This is a genomic window from Lysinibacillus sp. OL1 (assembly GCF_004332175.1).
In the GTDB taxonomy this organism is placed as follows: Bacteria; Bacillota; Bacilli; order Bacillales_A; family Planococcaceae; genus Lysinibacillus; species Lysinibacillus capsici.
This window is the reverse complement of record NZ_SJDS01000003.1, coordinates 245,971-270,522: the sequence shown is the minus strand read 5'-3', so window position 1 is coordinate 270,522 and position 24,552 is coordinate 245,971. Positions and strand designations below refer to the sequence as shown.

The following is a 24,552-nucleotide window of genomic DNA, read 5'->3' as shown; positions in this document are numbered from 1 at the left end:
CCCTTGATATTACTAGCCTTAACTTCTTTTCCTCTCAGAATGAACAAAATGAACAATACAACCATTACGGTCATAAACACTATTGTCGGAAAATTTCAGCTATGATAACCACATGAAAGCGTTCACACAATATTCATAGATGTTGTAGGGGGAGAACTATATGCGGATAAATTTTAAAAACTTAACAGTACAAGTATTGATCGCCATTGTACTAGGGATTATCATCGGAGCAACATTCCCAGAATTCGGGGCAAAGCTCAAAATCTTGGCGGATATATTTATTAAACTTATTAAAATGTTAATAGCACCAATTATCTTCTTAACAGTCGTAATCGGCATTGGTAGCATGGGGGATGTCAAAAAGGTTGGTAAAATTGGTGGAAAAGCTTTAATTTATTTTGAAATTGTTTCAACTTTTGCCCTTGCAATTGGCTTAATCGTTGTCAATATTGTTCAACCAGGTAAAGGTTTTAATACAGATGCAGCAAGCGGTGCTGATGTTTCACAATATACAGACGCTGCGGCTGCAGAGCATGGTTTAGGTGCATTTGTTATGCAAATTATTCCTGAAAATGTAGTTGGTGCTTTAGCAAATGGTGAATTATTACCAGTCTTGTTCTCAGCTGTTTTATTTGGACTAGCTGCGGCGGCGATTGGAGAACCAGCTAAACCTGTTATTAAATTTTTCGAGCAAGTTGCAGATATTTTCTTTAAAATCGTTAACATGGTGATGAAAATTTCTCCTATTGGTGCGTTTGGTGCCATGAGTTATACAATCGGAAATTTTGGACTTAAATCATTAGGAAACTTAGGATTTTTAATGCTATCTGTTTACATGACAATGTTCATTTTTATTGTTGTGATCATTGGATTGATTACCCATTACTTCGGCTTTAGTATTTTTAAATTTATCAAGTACATTAAAGATGAAATCTTTATCGTTATCGGAACATCTTCATCTGAATCTGCATTACCTTCCATGATGCGTAAGCTTGAAAACTATGGTTGTTCAAAGCAAGTGGTAGGGCTAGTGATTCCTACAGGCTATTCATTTAACTTAGATGGAACATCCATTTACTTATCAATGGCTGCTATCTTTATTGCGCAAGCCTATGGTGTGGATTTAGATGTTTGGCATCAAATTACGTTATTAGCCATCTTAATGCTTACTTCTAAAGGGGCAGCTGGTGTAACAGGCTCTGGCTTTATTACACTTGCAGCAACATTAGCAGCATTCCCGATGATCCCAGTAGAGGGGATTGCCCTTTTAATCGGCGTCGATCGCTTCATGTCAGAAGCACGTGCAGTTACAAATCTAATTGGTAATGGTGTAGCAACAGTGGTCGTGTCAAAAATGGAAAAAGAATTTGATACAGAGCAGGAAAAGCGTGCTCTGTCCGGTCATACCCAAATGTCCTAAAATGAAAAGGGCTGCTGAAAGTAAAGTATTTGCTACTTCAGCAGCCCGTTCTTTTATTTATAAAGAGGCAAGTAGATAAAAAACACCGTAGAGCTAGTTTCTTGAAACCTCATCGACTACCTCCTCGTATAAATAATGACTGGAGGTTTCTTTATGACAACTTTTACACTTACCTATCCGAAGGGCTTTAAAAGCTTCACTGATATTCCAATCGTGAATGAACACAACGAAACAGTATGTGTACTTCAAAAAATGGAGCGTACCTCTGCTGGTAAAGTACTGAATGCTGTCTTGCTGGTAGCTGCACAGCAAACATTACCGTACCGTTATGAGACACGAACTACATTAGGTGCACCACTTTTTCAAGTACAATCTACCCTGTTAACAAAAGGAGTCAGCCATCAAATTGTTATGCCTGATGGCAGCTTGATACCCATTCAACGGAAAACAGTGCAATTATTAGAATCCTCTTATTCATTTACAATGGACGATTTAGAATTTCGTTTTGAAAAGGATCTTACCTCTACTGCTTATTTATATTGCAATGATGAAAAGATTGCGAGTGCAAGCTTTATTGAGACTGAGCTAATAAAGATAGGTATACAGTTTAAGCTTTTCCAAGCAGATGATATGCGCTTTGTTGCACTCCTAGCAACTCTTTATCAAGCTCTCTTTGCAACAACTACATAGCTGCTTTAAACATGTCAAAGGCATCGAGCATTAAAATCTCGATGCCTTAATCCTATGTTATTTTTCTACACAGCTAATTTATTTTTTCTCGTTGGGCATTTAATATGTTAATAACATAGGAAGCATTTTGTGATGCTTTTGCTTGTACAATCTTCTTGATGGCTTCTTCCATCCTTAAAGCTAACTCAAGTGCCTCATGCGTAGCGCCCTTTATCGTTGTTTGTATGGTAATGGTTGTTCGATTTTCAATAACTAAATATTCATATACGTCAAAAGCTTCTAAGCCCGCAATTAAATCTTCCATCAAAAGGTTCATATCATCCCCCATTATCTTGTTGTTATCAAGCAAGGAGGTAAACTCCCATCTTTCAAAAACTATGGGATAGTCCTTTAAGGGCGACGTTTTTAAAGCATTTTTTGCTATGGATTCCATATCTTTTTTAATTGACTGGAAATAGTCTTCTCCGCCTACAACTTGGATTACTAATTCCTTTTCTTCCGTCGTTTTAACGTCAATGCCGACATACTTTTCAAGTAGCTTATCCTTCAATCGAGCCAGACTCAACTCTTCATTTGTTATAAGCGATTGAGCCTCTTTATTTGCTTCTGACCTTTTCTCTCCTGCAAATTTATCAAATAGGACCAACATAGATATAATGACTACCAACAGTCCGATGACAAGCCCAAACCGTTTACCCATTGAATCCCTCCTGATAGGAAGGTATGTCCCCTTTTACTACAATATTCGCTTTTCTAGCTTGAAACAGCACATACTTTTCATACTAAAATGCAGTGTCCATACAGTATCTCCACTCTTTATAATTGAATTTGTATCGCTTATTTTTCCCTATATATTCCGGGACGCGAAATAAATTTGCTTTGTTTTGTCCTTTCTGTGTCATGCTTCTCAAAAAGGAGTACACTTAAGAAGTAGTAATTCTATCATTATGGAGGGTTTTAAATGGCATCAAAAGCAGCGGATATTAAAAATATACTGACATTAAATCTGCTTGTACAAATCTTAGAGGAACGTGGCATTATGACAGATAAAGAACTAAAAGAGCGTCTCACTAATACAGTAAAACTATCTTCGATGGAGAATGATTTAAAGGAAAAAGTCCTTGAAGAAATCAAACATTAATGGATTTTACCTCATCAAAAAACGACCGCTTTCTGAAAGCGGCCGTCTGAATCAAAGCTTTAAGTTTAGGATCGAATTGTTTTCAAAGCAGTTGACCATGGCACAAGCTGATCTAACATTTGATGAACTGAATCTGCTTGCACCTCTTTTGGTTTAAAGACAGAGCCGTTTTCAAAATCAGTAAATAATGATAGTGCTGGATGTACTCGAACATCTGCAACTAGCAATTCTCCGAGAATTCCTCGTAGATGCTCTGCTGCACGCGCACCTCCAACAGAACCATAAGAGACGATACCAGCAGCTTTATTGTTCCATTCAACTCGTAAATAATCTAATGCATTTTTTAATGCACCTGTAATGGAGTGATTGTACTCAGCAACAATAAAGACAAAGCCGTCACAAGCTGCTACTTTTTCTGACCATGCAGCTACCCCAGAAGTATCTCCACCTGGTTCCCCTAAAAATGGTAATTTAAATTCAGCGATATCAATAATTTCATATTCCGCATCACGACGTTTTTCCGCAACTTCCTTTACCCAAGCTCCAACTTGTGGGCTTACACGACCTTCTCGCGTACTTCCTAAAATAATACCGATTTTTAACATATGACGCCTCCTCTTATCATCCATTCTTGTGACTCCATCACGGTTTATCGTACGTGTTCGCCACTCGTAACCATTTTGGTCAGAAAAATATCCCTTTATTCATCACCCGTTAATTAGCTCTGAATAGTTAGAATTGAATTATCTCTAATTCAAGATTAAGGTATCATCAACCATTCTTTCCTGTCAAATATTTAATCTAGAGGGATAAAGAGGATTATTTTGTTTTAATGGGCTGCTCCAATGCCTCTAATTCCTCTTCAATAGAGGCGTATTGTCTTTCCACAACATACTTGGCATCTGACAAGGCAGCATTATAAATATAGGGGGCAATATGCTCCTTGATAAAATCTAACATACGTTCAGCTTCAAATTCACTAATGTCTTCATCACGCTGATTATAAAAAAAACGTTGAATATCAGCAAGAATCATTTCCTGCTGATCTTTAGATAAACGAATAAACAAGACAACTCTCTCCACTTCTGTTAATCAATTTTATCTACATCTTATCACTGTCATAGATTCCTTGCATTCAAAAAGGCTGAAACACTAGTACTGCTAGCGTTCAGCCCCATCTCATTGTTTACATTCAAATGAGTAGCTAGTGGATAAAAAGTTTTTCTCCTTTGCTACAATTGCTTGTCCACCATCATCTTCACATTGCTGTGTCATTGCATCGATTTTCTTATCATTGACCATATTGGTCATCACCGTCATACCAATACCAAAAACAACGATGAATAAACCAATCATGATCCATAGCTTGCCTGCTTTATTACCAGCTGGTCTTTCATTAGCCATATTAGTTCCCTCACTTATACAAATAAAAATGGTTCTGTATGGATCGTTGATTGGATGAATTCAACCAAGTATTTTTTATCCTCACATAGTTCAGCCATTTTTTTTGCTACTCCTGCAATCATTACCTTTTCTACATGATGACCAGGATCTACTATTTGCAGATCAATGGCTTGTGCGTCCTGAGCTGTATGGAAGTACATATCGCCTGTTAAGAAAACATCAGCTCCTGCACGTTTTGCCGCATAGATATATTTATTACCATCTCCACCAACAAGCGCAACCTTGCTGACCTTCGATTGTAAATCACCCACTACACGCACAGCTGGCACATCTAGTTGCTGTTTAACGAATTCAGCAAATTGTTGTAACGTCATGTCTTTTGTTAAGTAACCTACACGCCCTAATCCCATCACATTTGTTTGCTGCTCAAGACGTATTACATCATAGGCAGGCTCCTCATAAGGATGGCTAGTAAGCATGGCCTTTAACACGCGGCCTTTAATGGATTCAGGAAAAACAACTTCTACCTTTACTTCTTCCTCCACATGTAATTCACCAACAGAGCCAACGAACGGATTAGCTCCTGCTAATGCACGGAACCGACCTTCTCCAGTCGTTGTATAACTACATGCTTCATAGTCGCCAATACGACCCGCCCCAGCTTTTGCAAGCGCCTCACGTAATGCTTGGGCATTAGCAGTTGGTATAAAGACTGCCAGCTTCAACAAATTCTCAGCATACGTTTCTTCTAATATTGAACGGTTTTTTAGCTGTAGGGCATCTGCTAATAAATCATTTACCCCACCTTCGGCTACATCTAAATTTGTATGAGCGGCATATACAGCAATATCGTGTTTAATGAGCTTTTCATATAAGCGCCCTGCTGGATGATCTGTGCGGATATTCGCTAGGCGTCTAAAGATTGGTGGATGATGTGCGATAATCAGCTCACAGCCTTTTTCTATTGCCTCATTTGCCACGGCTTCAGTGACATCTAACGTCACCAAAACTTTACTTACAGGTTTGTTGAGGGTCCCTATCGCTAGTCCAATTGGATCATTGTCCATACAAGCTAGTTTTTTGGGTGACCATGCTTCGAACACTTGAATAACTTCTTGGCCATTTACCGTTTTCATCTTACAAAACTCCTTCTACTAAATGTATCAGAGCCGTTAACTCTGCACGTTTTTCTTCAATTTCAGGTGTTTGTTCTGCTCCTTCAATGGATTGTAGTACACGTTGCCAATTGTCTTTTTCACGCAACCATTTTTTCGTAAATGCTGGTGATTTACGCAGGCTTAGCTTAGGTCCAAACAAAATCTCGGCTGTAGAGAGCTCCATTTGCCCTCTTTGTAACACAAGGATTTCATAGATTTTATCATCTTCCTCTAAAATCTCTTCATCAAGAATCGCCCATTGATGTGCTAAAGCCCACTCACGGATAACCTTGGCGTGAATATTCGGTTGTAGGATTAGACGTGTGACACCTTGAAGCTTTTCTGGATGCTTCTCTAGAATGGAAACAATTAATGGTCCACCCATGCCAGCTATTGTCACCGTATCCACATGGTCAGCTTCTTCGATCGCTGCTAAACCGTCTGCAAGGCGTACTATAATTTTTTCAGTTAAGTTTTCCTTCTGTACTTGTCCTACCGCCGATTCATAGGGTCCTTTTACAACTTCCCCTGCTATGGCATATGAGGCAGTCCCTTTGTGAATTAAATAGCATGGTAGATAGGCATGGTCACTACCAATATCCGCCATGACTGCTCCTGTAGGAACAAATTTCGCTACTGCTTCTAATCGCTTTGAAAGTTTTTGTGCGTTCATTTTTATACCGCCTATCTTCAATAGAGTCCATTAATAGTATGGATGATGTCGTGAAAAAAAACAAATGGAGTTGTCTCACATTTCTATGTGGACAACCCCATCTTCATGATGCTTAAATCTAAAAAGTAGCTGTACTATTTCAGTACAGCTACTTGTCAGTTTTACTATTCTAAAGTAGAAATGTATTCAGCGATTGCTTTTGCTTCCTCTTCAGTTTTCATGTTTGGTTGCATTGGAGTACCTTCGATACCCTTTGTTAAAACTTCTACGATATGTGCTTCATCTAAGCCATGTAGATTTGGACCCATACTACCAGTTAAGTCACCACCATGACAACCGATACAAGATTGTACTAGTGCTGAACCATCAGCTTCTGCATCTGTTGTTTCTGTAGTAGTTTCGCCACCACCCTCATGTTCAGCAGCAATTTCTTTCTTGTTATCTGCACCTTGTAAAGACATGAAGAAAATAAGACCAATACCAAATGCCAGAATTAAGATGTAAGGAACGACTGGATTGTTTTTCATAAGTTTCCCCTCCTCATTTTAAGTCTACTTCTATTATAATATAGAATCAGTCAACATCTAATATTGTACTTCATTAACAAAGAAACGAAAAGCCCTATTCGCTAAGTTTTCCTTTGTTTGTAACAAATTCGACATTTCTGTATCTATTGGATAAAATATGTCTTGCCAACATCCAAAATTGGTCAAATTTATCCTTTTATACAATTTCTTTTTCATTATATTTATGCTGTTATCATACCCTTTTCACTCATTGATATACCCAAAATTAAAAAATCTGTACGTTTTTAATGAGCGTACAGATTTTGAATCTTCTGAGGTAAAAACTTTAACATGATACTGACCCTATTATAGATAAATTGTCACAAATTATGGTTTTATATAAACACTAAAGTTCAATTAAGTTTCTAACCTGATTTAGTAGATGGAGTTCCTTGTACATCGATAGAAATACCATTTGCTAAATCAGGATAAATTTATGATATAGTACCCAACTAGTGCTATTAATCCTAAAGCACCTGAGACTGTGAAATATAGAAGTTTCATTTTAATACCTGACAAAAGCCAAATGACACAATTTGCTGCAATCAAGCAAAATAAAACCGTATTATTTCCACTAAAATATGTAGTACAAATTCGGATCGACATACTAAATAACAGGATGGCCGCTAGTACATGAAAAATGGGAGCTAGGAGATGTTTTTTTCGAGCCATTTGCCAGGCAGCAATAAATAAGATGCATGCACCTACTCCCACGATTACTGTAAAAATCAATGTGAAAGATTGCATTGTAAAATAGAGTGCCAAAACAGCCATTATGGCGATACATAGACCCACTACCAATAGGATCATTTTTCTTTTTTCTGATGGCAAGACCGCTTGTTTAGGATGTTGCACTGGTTCTAACTCCTCTATGTCAGCCCCCTCTGTATAAAGAGCTGCTAAAAAGTCACAATAGTGCTCAGGTAAAAGTTTATTTTGCTTCCAAAACAAAATTTCATTAAGGATTATTTTTTTTCGAGGATTTGTCATAGTGTTAGCTCCAAACATTGCTTAATAATGGTTGTATTACAATTTTATCTCACACTATTTGAAAACACATCTGTATAAAGTCGCAAATCTAGCATTTCCCTCATTCTAATTATCTATGATTGCCTAACATCGATAGGTGAATAGCAGGGCTAATTTCTTTTTGTTGACTTTTCAATTCTATAAAAAAGGAGCTATACCAATTAGTCATTTTCTCACTACTTGGATAGCTCCAGCTATTTTAAATTTTATTCTAAGAAATCTTTTAAACGTTTACTACGAGAAGGATGGCGTAATTTTCTTAGAGCTTTCGCCTCGATCTGACGGATACGTTCACGCGTTACGCCAAAGACTTTCCCAACCTCTTCTAATGTACGTGTGCGACCATCGTCTAACCCAAAACGTAAACGAAGTACGTTTTCCTCACGGTCTGTTAACGTATCTAGTACATCTTCTAATTGTTCTTTTAACAGTTCATAGGCTGCATGGTCGGAAGGAGATTGTGCTTCTGAGTCCTCGATAAAGTCTCCTAAATGGGAATCATCTTCTTCTCCAATTGGTGTTTCAAGAGATACTGGTTCTTGTGCAATTTTTAAAATTTCACGTACTTTTTCAGGTGTTAAATCCATTTCCTCTCCAATTTCCTCTGGAGAAGGCTCACGACCTAAATCTTGTAAAAGTTGACGTTGTACACGTATTAATTTATTAATGGTTTCGACCATATGGACAGGAATACGAATCGTACGCGCTTGGTCAGCGATGGCACGTGTAATCGCCTGACGAATCCACCATGTAGCGTAAGTCGAGAACTTAAATCCTTTACGGTAATCGAATTTTTCAACAGCCTTAATAAGACCCATATTTCCTTCTTGAATTAAGTCAAGGAATAGCATTCCACGACCAACATAGCGTTTTGCAATCGATACTACTAGACGTAAGTTCGCTTCCGCAAGGCGTTTACGTGCTTCCTCGTCCCCTTGCTCAATACGTTCAGCAAGTGCAATTTCTTGCTCAGCAGATAATAAATCTACTCGGCCGATTTCTTTTAAATACATACGTACAGGGTCATTGATTTTAACACCTGGTGGCACACTCAAATCATTTAAGTCGAAAGTTTCTTCGTTCGCTTCTTCTTTCATTAGACTTTCTTCTTCAAATTCTTCTTTTCCAATGATTTGAATATCTTTATGCTTTTCAAGATCCTCAGCAAAATGGAAAATTTCTTCGTTTTCCAATTCATAAGGTGTTAGTTTCTCTGAAATTTCTTTCATTGAAATTTCACCCTCTGTTTTTGCTTTTTCTTGTAGGAATTTTTTTGCATCATCTAATGTAATTTCTACTTCTATCTCTTTTGAACGTTCTGACTTGTCCGCCATAAACCTTCCTCCTTCTAAACAACCGAATCGGGTTAAATCGCCGATAACGATTTTCTTAAATGAATAATCTGTTGGGCGATTTCAAGTGCACGTGCATACTCATGCATCTTCTCCGCTTCCTTTGACTCATGCATCTTTTGATAAATTTCTTGCTCAATTCTATATTTTTGAAGCTGACGGATAGAGTCCATAACCTCTGCCTCTGCTTGATCAGGATCTCGCTCAACTAAAGCCGCTTCCATGACAATTTTTCGTAATTCAGCGTCATCCAAAATTTCCACAAAACGTTGATAATCAGGATGACCATACTCCTCATAAAATCCAACTAAGCGAACAAAAACTGCCATATAGGCATCTCGTACAAATGGCTCTTTTTGCTCACTACGTAATACCCTGTCCACTACATCTATATTATGAAGCATATGAGCCAGTAATAAACGTTCGGCACGTTCGGCTGCGTCCATAGGCTTTTGTTGTTGCGTGACTGGCATTGAAGGTATCTGTGTAGGCATTTCTACTTTAGCAGAACGTACCTGATTAGCCTCCAGTTTTCGGAATTGGGCATAAATGGCTTCTTCCGAGATGTTTGTTTCATTTGATAGCTGTCGTATATACAAATCTCGTTCAACTGGTGAAGATCTTCCCACTAGCTGCTCAAGAACTTCTTGAATATATTGAAGCGTATCATTTTCAAATTGAAAGTTCTTATTGCGTCTAGCATGCATCATCATAAAAGCAATATACGCATGAGGTTTTTCCAAAATTTGTTCCTTAAATGCTTGTCCACCTAAAGTGTGAATGTATTCATCAGGATCTAATTTTTCTGGCAACACGGCAATATCAACTTTCATTCGCTCTGTATGCAGTAGCTGCGCCGCTCGTTTCGCTGCATCAAATCCAGCATTATCACCATCATAGCAAATCGTAATTTGCTCTACTAAGCGCTTTAGCTTTGTGATATGCTGATTTGTTAACGAAGTACCCATTGTCGCAACAACATTCATGACACCTACAGAGTTGGCTGCTAAAACGTCCATAAATCCTTCCATCAATACTACTTGACGATTTTTTCTGATAGAAGTTCGTGCTTTATCTAGGTTATACAGCACTTCACTTTTTTGGAAAATTGGTGATTCTGGACTATTTAAATATTTTGCTTCCTCACCATTGGATGAAAGGATACGTCCTGAGAAGGCAATAATTTTACCATTCTCATCTCGAATAGGAAACATGATACGTCCTCTAAAACGATCAAAATAACGCTCTTCTCCCTCTCTTTTGATGATTAAGCCACTTTCGGCAATTTCTTGTAAGTTATAACCTTTTCTTTCAAGCAATATTGTTAATGCATCAAAGCTTGGGAGAGACCAACCAATGTTATTAGATTCGATAAGTTCCCTTGTAAATCCTCTTTCTAGCAAATAATTTAAAGGTTCTTCACCATCTTCTGTATTCAACAGTAAATGATGAAAAAAATCTGCTGCAAAAGCGTGTGCTTCTTTCATCCTTTCTTCCGCTTTAGATATCTTTTTCGTTCCTCCAGGGAAACTTGGCTCAACATCTAAGTGTATGCCAACACGTTCCCCAAGTTTCACAACTGCATCAGGAAAAGAAATGCCTTCAATATCCATTACAAAAGTAATGGCATTGCCCCCTGCACCACAACCAAAGCAATGAAAAATTTGCTTGTCTGTAGATACAGAAAAAGACGGTGTTTGCTCTCCATGAAATGGACAGAGACCAAACCAATTTCGCCCACGCTTAGTAAGCTGCATGTATTCACTAATAACATCAACGATATCTGATTGTGTGCGAATCTGCTCAATTACTTCTTCTGGAATCTTCCCTGCCAAATCCATCACCATCTTTAATATTTGCGTTCTAGAAACACAATTCGCTATTCGTTTTAAAATTCCTTTATTTCTCGACAAAAAATTAGGATTTTTCTCTTATAAATATTTTTACCACAATTTTATTATTATAAAACAAAAATTAGTTTTTATCTATACCATTTTCAAAATCCACTCAAAAAAACCGCCTCTGCTAACCGAGGTGGTTTAAAATTCTATCCTTATTTACAGGTCAAAATATGTTCGATAATAGTATTTGCTGTCTCTTCAACAGCTTTATTTGTCACATCGATAACTTGACAACCTATTCTACCGACAATTTTTTCAAAATGCTGAATCTCATCAAGAATTCTTTCATGCTGTGCATAGATAGCATCATCATTCAAGCCGAGAGACATTAATCTTTCTTTCCGAATTGAGTTTAACTTCTCAGGGGAAATAATCAATCCAAAGCATTTTTTAGGGTCTATCTGTAATAGCTCTTCTGGTGGTTCTACCTCTGGCACTAAAGGTACATTCGCCACTTTATATTTTTTATGGGCTAAATATTGTGATAGTGGTGTTTTAGAAGTTCGTGATACACCAACTAGTACAATATCAGCCTGTAATAATCCTCTTGGATCTCTACCATCATCATATTTTACCGCAAATTCAATCGCTTCAATTTTTTTGAAATAATCATCATCCAGCAGATGAACAATACCAGGCGTTTCCAATGGATTTTCTTCCATAAAAGCTGCCATTGATTGTAAGGCTGGCCCTAAAATATCCACAGCCTGAATTTTTTCTTGTTCACATAAATCATGTAATAATTTACGCATTTCTTGGCGAACAAGTGTATAAACAATAAACGCTCGCTGTTGCGAAGCAAGAAAAACAATTTTACGGATAAGCTCCTCTGATTGAATATGTGGAAATCGACGAATCACAGTATTTTCAAGACCCGGTCGGAACTGGCTAATAACCGCTTTTGCAACTTGATCACCAGTTTCACCGACAGAATCAGATACAACAAATACGCGTAGTCTTTTCATGCAGCTCTCCTTCATTTAGACATTTTGTGCAAGAGATAAGAAAGCCCGTGTAATCGTTGTTTTTGTAAGACGACCAACAATCGTTAAACCACCCTCTTGCGGTTCAACTACTGGTAGTGAATCAACCTCACGTTCAATAAGTTTGTTCGCTGCAACAATTAAAGAATCTGATCTTTCACAGTACGAAATATTTGGCATACGCGTCATAATAATATGTACTGGAATTTTATTCAAATCCTGCGTGCCAATACTTGTACGCAGTAAATCTTTGCGAGATAGTACGCCTGTCAAAAACTCATTCTTATCTACGACAAAGAGTGTACCAACATCTTCTGAAAACATAAAGCAAATTGCATCATAAACCGTCATTGTTTCAGGGACAACTACTGGCCCTGAATGAAAATCCTTCACTTTTAAATTGTGAATACTATCTATTAATGTAACAGATGCCTTCTTACCTGAATAAAAATAACCAACCCTTGGTCTTGCATCCAGAAATCCTGCCATTGTTAGGATTGCTAAATCCGGTCTTAGAGTTGCTCTTGTCAGATTGAGACGTTCGGCAATATGTTCCCCCGTAATAGGGCCATTTTCTTTCACAATTTGTAATATGTCTTCCTGACGTTTATTGAGTTCGATTGGACTCACCGCCTCAAATCTAATAGTGTTATACTTATGCTCAATTATTATATACTATTTTAATAATTATTGCGAATTAAAGAACTACATGCTACAATATTGACACATACGCTTGCTCTATCTGTATTTTCGAGCAAATTGCGTTATACAGGCGATGATGGGAAAAAAGTATCTGTTCCATTCTATAGCGAGTAGAAGATGGTGAAAGTCTACACAGCAACAGAGAAAAGGCACTCCCTGAGCTAACTTTTTGAAAAGAGGTTTTAAACTACTCGTTTAAAACAATCAGGGTGGAACCGCGGGTATTAGCACTCGTCCCTGGGCATACAATGTGCCCGGAGACGGGTGCTATTTTCATTTAGTTGCAACTGAATGAAAAAACTATGGCGTTTTTACCGCTAAAACAACGTATTAAAAATTTAAAGGAGGCTATTTTATGGCTAACAAATCAATGGAAACCATCGTATCTTTAGCGAAGCATCGAGGCTTTGTCTTCCCTGGTTCTGAAATCTACGGAGGTTTAGCAAACACGTGGGATTATGGTCCACTAGGTGTCGAATTAAAAAATAATATTAAAAAAGCATGGTGGCAAAAGTTTGTTCAGGAATCTGAATACAATGTAGGTATTGATGCTGCTATTTTGATGAATCCAAAAGCTTGGGTTGCTTCTGGTCACGTAGGAAACTTCAATGACCCAATGATCGACTGTAAATCATGTAAGGCCCGCCACCGTGCAGATAAAATTATCGAAGACGCTGCATTAGCGAAAGGCGATGAAATCATTGTTGATGGTATGACATTCGACCAAATGAAAGAAACAATGATTAAATATGACGTAGTATGCCCTGATTGCGGAAAGGCTGATTTCACAGATATTCGCCAATTCAACCTCATGTTTAAAACATTCCAAGGTGTAACGGAATCCTCTACAAATGAAATTTATTTACGCCCAGAAACGGCACAAGGTATTTTCGTGAACTTTAAAAACGTTCAACGTTCTATGCGTAAACGTACACCATTTGGTATCGCACAAATCGGTAAATCTTTCCGTAACGAAATTACACCGGGTAACTTCACATTCCGTACACGTGAATTCGAACAAATGGAGCTTGAATTCTTCTGTAAACCTGGCGAAGACCTTGAATGGCATGCATATTGGAAAGAATTCTGTAAAAATTGGTTACTAAACCTAGGCATGAAAGAAGATTCGATGCGCCTTCGTGACCATGAGGATGATGAGCTATCTCACTACTCTAACGCTACAACAGATATCGAATTCAAATTCCCATTTGGCTGGGGAGAGCTTTGGGGTGTTGCAGATCGTACAGATTACGACTTAAAACAACATATGGAACACTCTGGTGAAGATTTCACTTACATTGATCCTGTATCAAATGAACGTTATGTTCCTTATTGTATTGAACCATCATTAGGAGCTGATCGTGTAACATTAGCTTTCCTGTGTGATGCCTATGATGAAGAGGAACTAGAAGGTGATGATAAACGTACGGTTTTACGTTTCCACCCTGCTCTGGCTCCATTTAAAGCTGCTGTACTACCACTTTCTAAAAAATTATCTGATGAAGCTACAGATGTTTGGGCTGAACTGCGTAAAGCCTTCCCTGTTGATTTTGATGAATCACAATCAATTGGTAAACGTTACCGTCGTCAAGATGAAATTGGTACACCATTCTGTATCACATATGATTTTGATTCAAAAGAGGATGGCCAAGTAACAGTACGTCATCGTGACTCTATGACACAAGTTCGTATGCCTATTGCTGAAGTAAAAGCATATATTGAAAAACACCTACAATTCTAATCACTTAAATGCTCAAAAAAGAGGGGGTAGCCAGCAGGCAACTCCCTCTTTCTTATGCTTTAAATGTTGAAAATAAGCGCTCTTGCATTTTTTCCTCGAATGAAAACTTTTTCATGCTCAAACCTATTAAGCTCACTAATAGCTCCTCAATATCCGCTAGTGAGTAATAAAGGAATGTACCTTCTCGCATTGGACGAACCCGTTTGTCAAAAGTTAGTTCATCTTCAATAAAGTAAGCGACATTAACATCACAATGTTCCATCAATTGTGTAATACGTTGATCATCACCTGGGTTTATAAAGAATGGCACAATTTTATCAATATACAAAATACTTTGAACAAGCTTAATGAAGAAATTTTCACGCAACGATGTCTCCACAACTAATATGGTCGTTTGCTCATGTTGATAATCCATATATAAAACGTTTAATTGCTCCTCTAGTAGCGTTTTTAAAATACCAATAGAATTGCGATACTTTGTCATATCCGTTTGGATTTCCCTTGTTAGTAAACGTAAAATACGAAAGGCTGGCAGAAAAATTTTTAAGACAATTTCTTTAGGATGTAAATGGTCAATTAATTTATTAAAATGAATTCTCAGATTATTTTCGTCACAGCGGATTAATTGCTCTACAAATAAGTTGAATATCTCTTCAAAGCTATTCGCTCGATAGTCGATCATTTTCGTAATTTTCACACTATAGTTCAAAGGTAAGTTCATTGATTTTTGCTCATCTAACAATCTTACTTTTGGTAATGTAGGAAATAAATCATAAACAAGCTCTACTTGTGCACTGCGATTATCGGATAACATAACAACAGAGTTTACTGGGTAAATCCCTAAACATTCTACAAATTTATGCATAAAGCTCTCATTATATAAATGTCGATCTCTGTATAAGACAGCTAAGGCATCTGTAGCACCATAGCCAACATGATAGACTCTCTTGGATGTCATCGCTGAATATACATCAACAATTTGTAATAATTGTACACCCTCACTCATATCATCCGCACAAAGTTGATTTGGATAGCCCTTTCCCGCAAAACGTTCATGATGATCTCGTGCCAAGTAGGCAATGTCTTTCTCGTTATGTTCCATGAGTAGCTCGTAGCCTTTTGTTGTGTGCGTCTTTACAATATCGAACTCATCTTCAGAGAGTTTACGTTTCAGATTTAATATTTCTTGGGGTATAAAAACCTTCCCGATATCATGGAACAGGTAGCCCCTAGCTAATGTTTCAATATCTGTTAAACCTAGGTATCTAGCAAAAATCGTACCTAATACAAACACATCAAATGAATGGACAAATGAATACTCGTCCCATTCCTTTAAACGCATAAGTAGCTCATAGCGATGTTTTTTCTCCAAAATCTTTTCAAAAACACCTCTTACATAAGCCGTATCCTGTATGCTTTTAAGAATTTGTCCATAGCGTAATTCGTGCACGACATTCTCCAGCGTTGTCATAAAAAGCTGACTAACTGTCTCTTTATAATCATCCACAGGATCTCTTTTTTCAATTAATGGGGCAAATAGATCTTCATATTCTCTTGTTCGTTGAGCACTTAAATCATGGACAATTCGAACTGAATCAGATGGCAAATAGACAGATAATTCATCTACTTTACGAAGTTTAAGTAAGGCAATAATTCGCTCCGTTAAAACTAGATCCTTTTTAGCCAATAAACGATACTCTGAAAAAATATCTTCTGCTAATATATCATTTGCTTCAACTTCATGAATACTTAAGGTTACTTTTCGTAGCATATATTTTGCCACATAAGCAATGTACTAAGCACTATGTGACTCCCTCCTTCTTCCATAGGACTGCGCTATTCTGATAAACGTATAACAATACGTTTTGCTGATAGAGGCTTTTATATTTCATAGGCATGTCTAAAGTGATCTAGGTACATCAGTTTCGATGGAGATTAAACGACTTAATTATATTTAAAAAATATAATTACCATTATCTATACCATTTACAATATCATAGGTTAAAATGCCTTTTCAACTAGTATATGGGTCTCGTATGAACAGTTTCTACCACTTATATAATGAAAACTAAACAAAAATACAAATCTTTTTACCTATTAAAACACTTATAAATATATAGATAAATAAAAATATAGATAAATAAACCTCCATTCTTTTCATTTCATAGAAGAAAAATAATAAATAAAATTAAATTTATGCAATAATTTTATTTTGTAAAAATTGAAATTTATTCATTGAAAAGAAAGGTAATATAGTTGCTTCCTCCTATAACATCAAAGGTATTTCTTTTTATTTAAAGGATAAAATGAAGCAAGTTCTGCGCTACGCAAGTTAATTAGTTTTAGCTCACCCTTTTACTTAAGGTATTGGTGATTACCAAACACGTCATGATATGGATGAAATTCCCTCTATGCGTTGTTCCATCTATTTGGTATAAATAAGTTATTATAGTTAGTATTAGCTGTTAAATAAAGAATAATTAACAGGCTAAAGACATATCACCTTTTAACATTCATTCGTCCGGAAGTTTGAACTGATACATAGGAAGGTCTGACCAGAAACATATATACTATAAAATTTTCTATTGTACTTTTTGGAGGAATTTAATTGCAGTCTCAACGTTTATTTCAACTAGCTATGGCTTCTGCTTTAGCAACAAGTGCGATTATTATCGCACCACCCGCACACGCAGCATCATTTTTTCCTGATATCAACCCAACCAATGAAGAAGGTAAGGCTATTATTCAATTAGCAGAGCGTGGCATTATTTCAGGCTATATGGATGGGACATTTAAACCCGCTAATCCTATTACACGTACACAGGCTGCGAAGATTTTAGCAGGTATTTTAAAGTTAGATACAGTTCACGTAAAAAACCCCCAATTCAAAGACATCAAACCTGGCGATGAAAACTACGGAGCCATTGCAGCATTAGCAAATGCTGGCATTATTAATGGTGCAAATGGTTATTTCTACCCTACTCAAAATATAACTCGCGAGCAAATGTCTAAAATGATTGCGAAGGGCTTTGGATTAACAAGTACGAGTAACACGCAATTACCATTTACAGACGTTAAAAAGGGGAATGAATTTGAGCCTCATATTAAAGCATTGTTTGTAAATGGGATTACCAAAGGAACATCTGCAACGACTTTCGGCCCAAAAAGCAATGTAAAGCGCTCTCAGCTGGCTGCTTTTGTTGTACGAGCTGAAAAGTTGCTAGGCAATGCAACCGTCTATGCAAGTCAATTTAAACAGGACTATATTTTTGCTTCTTATGGTGGTCTTGAGCCAGCAGAGGATATTTTCACATGGAATGAAGAGGAAGATATGACAGAGTCTATCACGATTACCCCTATAAAAGAAGGTACGGGTAAATTAGTGATTACTGGATTGACTGATGATTCAGAGGACTTTATTGACATTTTTTATTTAGTACATGTCAAAAATGTAAATGGTAAGCTGAAGGTAACACTTGAAGAAGTAAAAGAAGATGATTATATCGAAAATTTACCACTCGATTTGTCTGAGAGCAAATTACCATTCATGCCAACAGAGGTGACGGTTCAAAATGCGAATGGACAGCCACTCGCTTCAAATTTCTATAACTTTAATCAACAAGATCAAACACTGTCCATCTCGCAAAATGGACAATACATTGTTACATTTTCAGATGGGACGCAACAACAAAAGATGGCCGCAGATGTGTATTCCTATGATTTTGTTCGCAGCATTGATTTATATCATTTGACAGATGAATTAATACTGACAGCGCAAGAATTACCTTTCGAACCAACACATGTAGCACTCGAAAGCTTTGGTTTTGAGCCAGTGCCTGTAAAAGCGACCATTCTTGACGGGCAACTACATATTACGCCAAAAGCTGAAGGTCTAGCGATTCTCCATTTAACAGGTAAAAACAATGAAACAGCATACCTTTATATTGAAAGTAAAAAAATTGCTGGACACTGGGCCTTTTTAGTGACAGAGGATGAGGATGAATTTTAAATAACGTGAAATGCCAGATGAACATTATGATTCATCTGGCATTTTGTCTTTCGAGCGTATTTGCAGTTCAGGGGTACGTTCTAGTTGCTCTATAAATTTTCTCGTCTTAAACCGAATACCGGTTTGTTCTTCATAAATGGTTGTTATAATTTTTTTAATGAAATATTTTGTTTCTTTTTTTAGTTCTATTTTCCCAATTTGGTCGATAGGAACAGTGTAGAACATCCTGATAAGTTTCAGCTGTGTTGGCGTTAAGCGAATGATATAGGGGTCATGCTGATAACAGCGATGGCATAAGAATCCTCCTTGAGCAAAGGAAAAAGCGAATTCCCCATCTACTGCGCCACACGCAGCACAGGCATGTAAAATAGGTTGTACACCTGTATAGGGCAACATTTTCCATTCAACAAATAGCGTAATAGCTTCAGGATCATAGCCATCCTCAATTGCTTGTAGTGCATGTAGTAAAACATCGAACGCAAATGGCTCTGGCTTTCCTTCTTCCACAACTCGCTCCACTAATTCCATAATATAGCTAGCATAAGCAGTAGCCATAATATCCTCACGAATATGGCGCATGGAATTTAAATGTTCTCCCTGTTGCAAAGTTCCCATGCCTGTATGATGTTGTACCATAAACATCCCATAGGTAAAGGGTTGCGTGATGGAAGCCAATCTACTAGAAGGCTTTTTTGCCCCTCTAGCCATCGTAGCCACTTTACCAGCTTCCCGAGTTAGCAAAATAACAATCTTATTCGATTCCCCATAAGCGCGAACCTTTAATACAATCCCCTCCCATTTATGAAGCATAATCCCCCTCCTTTCTTAAAAGAACAATCCATGAAAAGAAAGCTGCCCAAAATAATTTTGGACAGCTCAAAAATAAAAATGATCAAATACTGCTAGATCCTTTTGTGCCTACAAGAAGAAGTGAACCTGAAACCGTCACGTCAAAATTTGGCGTCTATTCCTGATTCAACTTGCAATGAACACTGACGGAAAAACATATGTTCATGTCCACAAAAAGTGGAATTCTTCACTTCACGAACGGTACAACTCATTTGATAAGCCAGGAAAAAACTTAATATTCATCATCACGGAATCCAAAATCGCGTAAATGTGTAGCTTTATTACGCCAATCTTTTTGCACCTTTACCCATAGCTCTAAATAAACTTTAGACCCTAAAAGCATTTCGATATCCTTTCGCGCACGTGTCCCTACTTCTTTTAGCAGGGCTCCACGTTTTCCGATAACAATCCCTTTTTGAGAATCGCGCTCCACAATAATCGTAGCCGCTACATGAATTTTATCATCATTTTCTTCATCACGACGAATTTTATCAATTACCACTGCGATAGAATGGGGAATTTCTTCACGCGTTAAATGTAGGACTTTTTCACGAATAAGTTCAGAGATAATAAATCGTTCAGGATGATCTGTCACTTGATCTGCTGGGTAATACTGTGGTCCTTCTGGTAAATACTTCGCCAAGGTCACTAATAAATTTTCAACATTATTGCCTTGTAGCGCAGAAATCGGTACAATCTCCGCAAAGTCATAACGCTCTTTATAGCTTTCAATAATTCCCATTAGTTCATCTGGATGAATGGCATCAATTTTATTGATGACCAAAAAGACAGGTGTTGGATTTCCTGCTAGCATTTCTAAAATAAATTCATCACCTTTACCGAGTTTTTGCTCAGCATTAACCATAAACATAATAACGTCCACTTCACGCAATGTGTTTTTAGAAACCTTCAGCATGAAATCGCCTAGTTTATGCTTTGGCTTGTGAATACCTGGTGTATCAATAAAAATCATTTGGCTATCATCTGTTGTCAGTACGCCTTGTACTTTATTTCGTGTTGTTTGCGGCTTATCACTCATGATCGCAATTTTTTGGCCAATGACACGATTTAAAAATGTCGATTTGCCAACGTTTGGACGACCAATGATGGAGATAAAGCCTGATTTATAGCCATTTTTAGTTTCCTGCATTCTCTAAATCCTCCGTCGTAAATGCAAACGGTAGTAATTCGCCTACTGATGTTACCGTCACATCACCTTTTAAGTTCGTTAAATAGACAGGCATAGTTGGAGCACAAAACTCCATCATGACCTGGCGACATGCTCCACATGGGGCGCATGGCCCATCCGTATCAGCTACAATGGCAATGGCGTCGAATTCGTAAATCCCCTCCGATACTGCCTTAAAAAACGCTGTACGCTCAGCACAATTTGTCATACTATAGCCTGCATTTTCAATATTACAGCCGTGAATAACCTCTCCATCTTTTGTTAGTAGAGCTGCCCCTACTTTAAATTTTGAATAAGGAACATAGGCTTTTTCACGTGCCTTTTTTGATTCTTCTAATAATGCATGCATATCCATTGTCATCTATACTAATTCTCCCTCACATTTATGGTTTATTTTCAATTAGAAGACACTCATTTCCATTAAAACCATTTTGGCAGAAAGATGAGTAATCCGATTATAGCACTGAATAGCGCAAATACAAGCACTGCACCTGCTGCAATATCTTTTGCTTGCTTAGCAAGCGGATGTATCTCCGGGGAAGCTAAATCGACTACCCGTTCGATAGCTGTATTCATCATTTCCAGTGCAAACATTAGTGCTATTAATAGTAGCACAATATACCACTCCATACGAGATAAACCTGTCAAATAACTAGCCAGTATAACAATGATTGCACTTACTATATGTGATTTAAAATTTTGTTCTTTACTTGCAGTTATGATGCCTTCAAAAGCATAGCCAAAAGATCGCAAGTATTTTCGCAAATTCATCTAGTCTCGACCTAAGCCAAAAGTTTGGAGAATCTCATCTTGCTTTGCAAACATCACTTTCTCTTCTTCTGGCTCCATATGGTCATAACCAAGTAAATGTAAAAAACCATGTACAGCTAAAAAGCCTAATTCTCGTTCAAAGGAATGATTGTATTCCTCAGCCTGCTCTTTTGCACGATCAGTCGAAATAATGATATCACCTAATACACGTGGCATACCTTCAAAAGTAACTTCCATTTCTCCTTCCCCTAGCTCCTCTAGTGCAAAGGAAATGACATCTGTTGGCTGATCTTTGCCACGATATTCACGATTAATATCTTGTATTGCCTTGTTTGTAACAAACGTCACTGAAACCTCTGTTTCTGGCTCAATATTTTCTACACTTGCAGCATGCTGTAATAGCTTTTCAACAAGTTCGATATGTTGTGCTCCCACTTCATTTGTTTCATCCGTAAAATCAATTGTTAAAATCATAGATCCTCCTACTTATCTGCCTTTGGATATTCAATACGTGAATGGAATATCCCATTCAACGTTTCACAAAGAACTCTCTCTATACATTTTAACTCTTTTATTGAAATATCGCATTCATCAAACTGATTATCTTGGACGCGATCATCGATAATCGCTCGTACTAGCTTCTGAATTTTCTCTGCATTTGGCTCTTTCATAGAACGTACTGCTGCCTCGACACTATCCGCAACACTTATAACAGCTGCTTCTTTTGTTTGTGGTTTGGGCCCTGGGTATCGGAACTTTGCCTCATCAATATTTTTTCCTTCTTCCTTTGCTTTAAACAAGAAGAATTTTAACAAACTTGTGCCATGATGTTGTAAAGCGATATCGATAATTTCTTGGGGCATTTTATAACGTTTTAACATATTGGCACCATCTGTCGTATGGGCGATAATAATCTCTGCACTTGTTTCAGGTGGTAACGAATCATGCGGATTGATGCCCGACATCTGATTTTCGATGAAAAAGGAAGGTCGTTTAGTTTTACCAATATCATGATAATAACAACCCACACGTGCTAATAAACCGTCAGCACCAATCTCTTCACACGCAGCTTCCGCTAAGTTCGCTACCATCACACTATGATGATATGTCCCTGGGGTTTCCATTAATAATTTTTTTAATAATGGATGGTTGGGATTGGATAGCTCAATTAAGCGCAAAGACGAAAGCAAGCTAAACGCCGATTCAAAGAATGGTAAAAGTCCCATCGTTAATGCCCCTGAAAGTAAGGCAGATAACATCGCTGCTATTAAGTAAAATGCTAACTCTGGTAAGCCATAGGATGATTGTGTCATTAACAAATAAAACGCGATAAATGCCATATTTACAAGCGAAATCACACCAACCGCGTGTAAAATATGTGAGCGTTTTTCCACACTACGCAAAAAGAATAGGCTTGCAAACCCTCCGAATATAATATACAGCGTAATTTCCATTTGCATAACTGAAGAATAGCCTTCTTGAAAAATTACTCCTGCTGAAGCAGCCGTCATAACTGTAATTAATACAGCAGCTCGCTCATCTGCTAGCAATCGTACAAGCATCGTAGCAAGTGCTGTCGGGAATAAAAAGGCAATCGTCACATCAAAGCCACTAGAAACTAAGCTAATAAATTTCATTAGCAAAATAGACAAGCTATAAACAATCACTGTCACTAACAGTGCATTACGTTTTTTTCGTTCGTTCGTCTCCCAACGCTCAAATAAAATATACAAAAACATCATTTGCAGTAGCGTTAAAATAATAAGCCCTGCAATAGGCTTCAAGGAGGCTTTATTACTAACCATCCCTAATAGCTCTAATTGTCTATAAGCCTCATTGTCAATAACTTGGCCTTCCTGAACAATAATCTGACCTTGTAAAATTCGTGTTGGCTCTACACTTTCTTTGGCCTGCTGTTTTCGGATCTTTGTTTGTTCTTCATTAATTGTTTCATTTTCAATAATGCTTGTACGTCCTATTAACACGACTGTATTGAATATTTTATCAGGATATCCTCGTTGTCCACGAATCTTTGTCTCAAAATCATTTTGTGCAACAAAGACGTTCTCGGGTCGGATGGATTTTTGTAAATATTCCTCTACAAATTTAGATAATTGCGTACTTGTTCTAGTTAAATCATCTTCACTTTGCACTAACAGACCTTCGAGCTGAGAATCTGTAAAAATTAACGGCATCTGGTCTTCGTCAATGGATTCAAATTTTTTTCGAAGCTGTGTAACTTGATCTGCAATAGGAATAGGTTCCTTACTATTAGCAACATCTTTTTTCACTTCCAAAACATAATCAAATAATGATGTTACAATCGCTGCTCTTTGCTTGGCGACATCCTCCGAAAATTGATAGACTGAATCCACTGCATTGGCAGCTTTTTCTCGCTCTAGCTGTGTTTTATAAGTGTCTTCAATCGTTTTAGTAGATCGTACGGTTTCAGGCGCAAGCTGTAATGGTTTGAAATCATATGTAACCCCTTTAACATCGCCATACATGAACCCAAATTGTAGGCCACCTGTTAAAATGAGAATGATGATAAGAAAGTAGCGAAAACCGATAAGCTCTGTAAATTTTCGAAGTTGTTTCTCCATCTGGCACCTCCTCTATCTACCTACTATCATACCAATTCAGCATACATTTTTCTCGAAAAATGTATAAGAAAGCAAAAAACAGCTATGCATCTTCGCATAGCTGTCACATTTTTTTCCATATTTTGATTAAATTCGTGGTTTAGGTTTTAACTATACGGATGTTTTAAACCTCGTTACCCCTGTCGCTTCGCTTTCGGGCAGACTTTAAACCTCGTTGCCCCTGTCGCTTCGCTTTCGGGCAGACTTTAAACCTCGTTGCCCCTGTCGCTTCGCTTTCGGGGCTGACTTTAAACCTCGTTGCCCCTGTCGCTTCGCTTTCAGGGCAGACTTTAAACCTCGTTGCCCCTGTCGCTTCGCTTTCGGGGCAGACTT

24 protein-coding genes are annotated in these 24,552 nt (G+C 37.5%); 5 read left to right on the top strand and 19 right to left on the bottom strand.

The annotated features are described in order from the left end of the window. Positions 1–160 precede the first annotated feature (160 nt). Together EW028_RS08525 and EW028_RS08520 are read left to right on the top strand one after the other, a co-directional pair. On the top strand, positions 161–1,420 hold the full coding sequence (locus EW028_RS08525; protein ID WP_131520567.1) for a dicarboxylate/amino acid:cation symporter: 1,260 nt from the start codon (positions 161–163) through the stop codon (positions 1,418–1,420). Between the two features lie 153 nt (positions 1,421–1,573). Further along, positions 1,574–2,110 carry a tubby C-terminal domain-like protein gene (locus EW028_RS08520; RefSeq protein ID WP_131520566.1) on the top strand — a complete coding sequence of 179 codons (537 nt, stop codon included), beginning with the start codon at positions 1,574–1,576 and terminating at the stop codon, positions 2,108–2,110. Positions 2,111–2,183: 73 nt separating this feature from the next. Here the strand turns inward: EW028_RS08520 and EW028_RS08515 are convergent, their stop codons facing one another. After that, entirely contained in the window at positions 2,184–2,810 is a 627-nt protein-coding gene (locus EW028_RS08515; RefSeq protein WP_131520565.1) for a hypothetical protein, read from the bottom strand. Positions 2,811–3,071: 261 nt separating this feature from the next. Between EW028_RS08515 and EW028_RS08510 the strand changes: the two genes are divergently transcribed. Continuing rightward, entirely contained in the window at positions 3,072–3,251 is a 180-nt protein-coding gene (locus EW028_RS08510) for a hypothetical protein (RefSeq protein WP_054550103.1), read from the top strand. Positions 3,252–3,316: 65 nt separating this feature from the next. Here EW028_RS08510 and EW028_RS08505 read toward each other — a convergent pair whose 3' ends face one another. The 11 genes from EW028_RS08505 to ccpN form a co-directional block, all read right to left on the bottom strand. Then, positions 3,317–3,856, bottom strand: coding sequence for an NADPH-dependent FMN reductase (locus EW028_RS08505; RefSeq protein ID WP_048392202.1), 540 nt, complete (start codon positions 3,854–3,856; stop codon positions 3,317–3,319). Between the two features lie 214 nt (positions 3,857–4,070). Then, positions 4,071–4,319 carry a DUF2164 domain-containing protein gene (locus EW028_RS08500; protein WP_048392201.1) on the bottom strand — a complete coding sequence of 83 codons (249 nt, stop codon included), beginning with the start codon at positions 4,317–4,319 and terminating at the stop codon, positions 4,071–4,073. A gap of 111 nt (positions 4,320–4,430) precedes the next feature. Continuing rightward, positions 4,431–4,655 (bottom strand): hypothetical protein, encoded by a 225-nt coding sequence (locus tag EW028_RS08495; protein ID WP_048392200.1) that lies wholly within the window; start codon positions 4,653–4,655, stop codon positions 4,431–4,433. 14 nt (positions 4,656–4,669) lie between these two features. After that, entirely contained in the window at positions 4,670–5,791 is a 1,122-nt protein-coding gene (locus EW028_RS08490; RefSeq protein WP_131520564.1) for a Nif3-like dinuclear metal center hexameric protein, read from the bottom strand. A 1-nt stretch (position 5,792) separates the two neighbouring features. Beyond that, positions 5,793–6,485 (bottom strand): tRNA (adenine(22)-N(1))-methyltransferase, encoded by a 693-nt coding sequence (locus EW028_RS08485; protein WP_131520563.1) that lies wholly within the window; start codon positions 6,483–6,485, stop codon positions 5,793–5,795. Between the two features lie 164 nt (positions 6,486–6,649). Continuing rightward, entirely contained in the window at positions 6,650–7,012 is a 363-nt protein-coding gene (cccA, locus tag EW028_RS08480; RefSeq protein WP_016993532.1) for a cytochrome c550, read from the bottom strand. A 462-nt stretch (positions 7,013–7,474) separates the two neighbouring features. Then, a complete protein-coding gene (locus tag EW028_RS08475; RefSeq protein ID WP_131520562.1) occupies positions 7,475–8,041 on the bottom strand; it encodes a hypothetical protein in 567 nt (188 codons plus the stop codon). Between the two features lie 245 nt (positions 8,042–8,286). Further along, a complete protein-coding gene (gene rpoD / locus EW028_RS08470; RefSeq protein WP_004227165.1) occupies positions 8,287–9,414 on the bottom strand; it encodes an RNA polymerase sigma factor RpoD in 1,128 nt (375 codons plus the stop codon). 32 nt (positions 9,415–9,446) lie between these two features. Further along, complete coding sequence (gene dnaG, locus EW028_RS08465) at positions 9,447–11,279, bottom strand: DNA primase (RefSeq protein ID WP_081011013.1); 1,833 nt, start codon at positions 11,277–11,279, stop codon at positions 9,447–9,449. Positions 11,280–11,485: 206 nt separating this feature from the next. Next, the gene (locus EW028_RS08460) at positions 11,486–12,298 is read right to left on the bottom strand and encodes a pyruvate, water dikinase regulatory protein (protein WP_004227157.1); all 813 of its coding nucleotides are present in this window, start codon (positions 12,296–12,298) and stop codon (positions 11,486–11,488) included. 15 nt (positions 12,299–12,313) lie between these two features. Continuing rightward, positions 12,314–12,946: a transcriptional regulator CcpN gene (ccpN, locus tag EW028_RS08455; RefSeq protein ID WP_004227151.1), complete on the bottom strand. Its 633-nt coding sequence runs from the start codon at positions 12,944–12,946 to the stop codon at positions 12,314–12,316. A 427-nt stretch (positions 12,947–13,373) separates the two neighbouring features. On the opposite strand from ccpN, the gene EW028_RS08450 reads away from it, so the two are divergent. Continuing rightward, positions 13,374–14,759 (top strand): glycine--tRNA ligase, encoded by a 1,386-nt coding sequence (locus tag EW028_RS08450; protein ID WP_004227145.1) that lies wholly within the window; start codon positions 13,374–13,376, stop codon positions 14,757–14,759. Between the two features lie 52 nt (positions 14,760–14,811). On the opposite strand, the gene EW028_RS08445 is transcribed toward EW028_RS08450, so the two are convergent. Continuing rightward, on the bottom strand, positions 14,812–16,542 hold the full coding sequence (locus EW028_RS08445; RefSeq protein ID WP_227744902.1) for an HD-GYP domain-containing protein: 1,731 nt from the start codon (positions 16,540–16,542) through the stop codon (positions 14,812–14,814). A gap of 825 nt (positions 16,543–17,367) precedes the next feature. Between EW028_RS08445 and EW028_RS08440 the strand changes: the two genes are divergently transcribed. Then, positions 17,368–18,768 carry an S-layer homology domain-containing protein gene (locus EW028_RS08440; protein ID WP_131520560.1) on the top strand — a complete coding sequence of 467 codons (1,401 nt, stop codon included), beginning with the start codon at positions 17,368–17,370 and terminating at the stop codon, positions 18,766–18,768. A 24-nt stretch (positions 18,769–18,792) separates the two neighbouring features. On the opposite strand, the gene recO is transcribed toward EW028_RS08440, so the two are convergent. The 6 genes from recO to EW028_RS08410 all read right to left on the bottom strand — a co-directional run bounded on the left by recO (position 18,793) and on the right by EW028_RS08410 (position 24,180). Further along, entirely contained in the window at positions 18,793–19,578 is a 786-nt protein-coding gene (gene recO / locus EW028_RS08435; protein WP_048392194.1) for a DNA repair protein RecO, read from the bottom strand. Positions 19,579–19,849: 271 nt separating this feature from the next. After that, positions 19,850–20,767 (bottom strand): GTPase Era, encoded by a 918-nt coding sequence (gene era, locus EW028_RS08430; protein WP_131520559.1) that lies wholly within the window; start codon positions 20,765–20,767, stop codon positions 19,850–19,852. Then, the gene (locus EW028_RS08425) at positions 20,754–21,167 is read right to left on the bottom strand and encodes a cytidine deaminase (RefSeq protein WP_131520558.1); all 414 of its coding nucleotides are present in this window, start codon (positions 21,165–21,167) and stop codon (positions 20,754–20,756) included. The genes era and EW028_RS08425 overlap by 14 nt, the downstream gene beginning before the upstream one ends. A gap of 59 nt (positions 21,168–21,226) precedes the next feature. Beyond that, positions 21,227–21,577 (bottom strand): diacylglycerol kinase family protein, encoded by a 351-nt coding sequence (locus tag EW028_RS08420; protein WP_131520557.1) that lies wholly within the window; start codon positions 21,575–21,577, stop codon positions 21,227–21,229. Then, the gene (ybeY, locus tag EW028_RS08415) at positions 21,578–22,051 is read right to left on the bottom strand and encodes an rRNA maturation RNase YbeY (protein WP_048392192.1); all 474 of its coding nucleotides are present in this window, start codon (positions 22,049–22,051) and stop codon (positions 21,578–21,580) included. Between the two features lie 8 nt (positions 22,052–22,059). Further along, positions 22,060–24,180 (bottom strand): HD family phosphohydrolase, encoded by a 2,121-nt coding sequence (locus tag EW028_RS08410; RefSeq protein ID WP_131520556.1) that lies wholly within the window; start codon positions 24,178–24,180, stop codon positions 22,060–22,062. Positions 24,181–24,552: the final 372 nt, after the last annotated feature.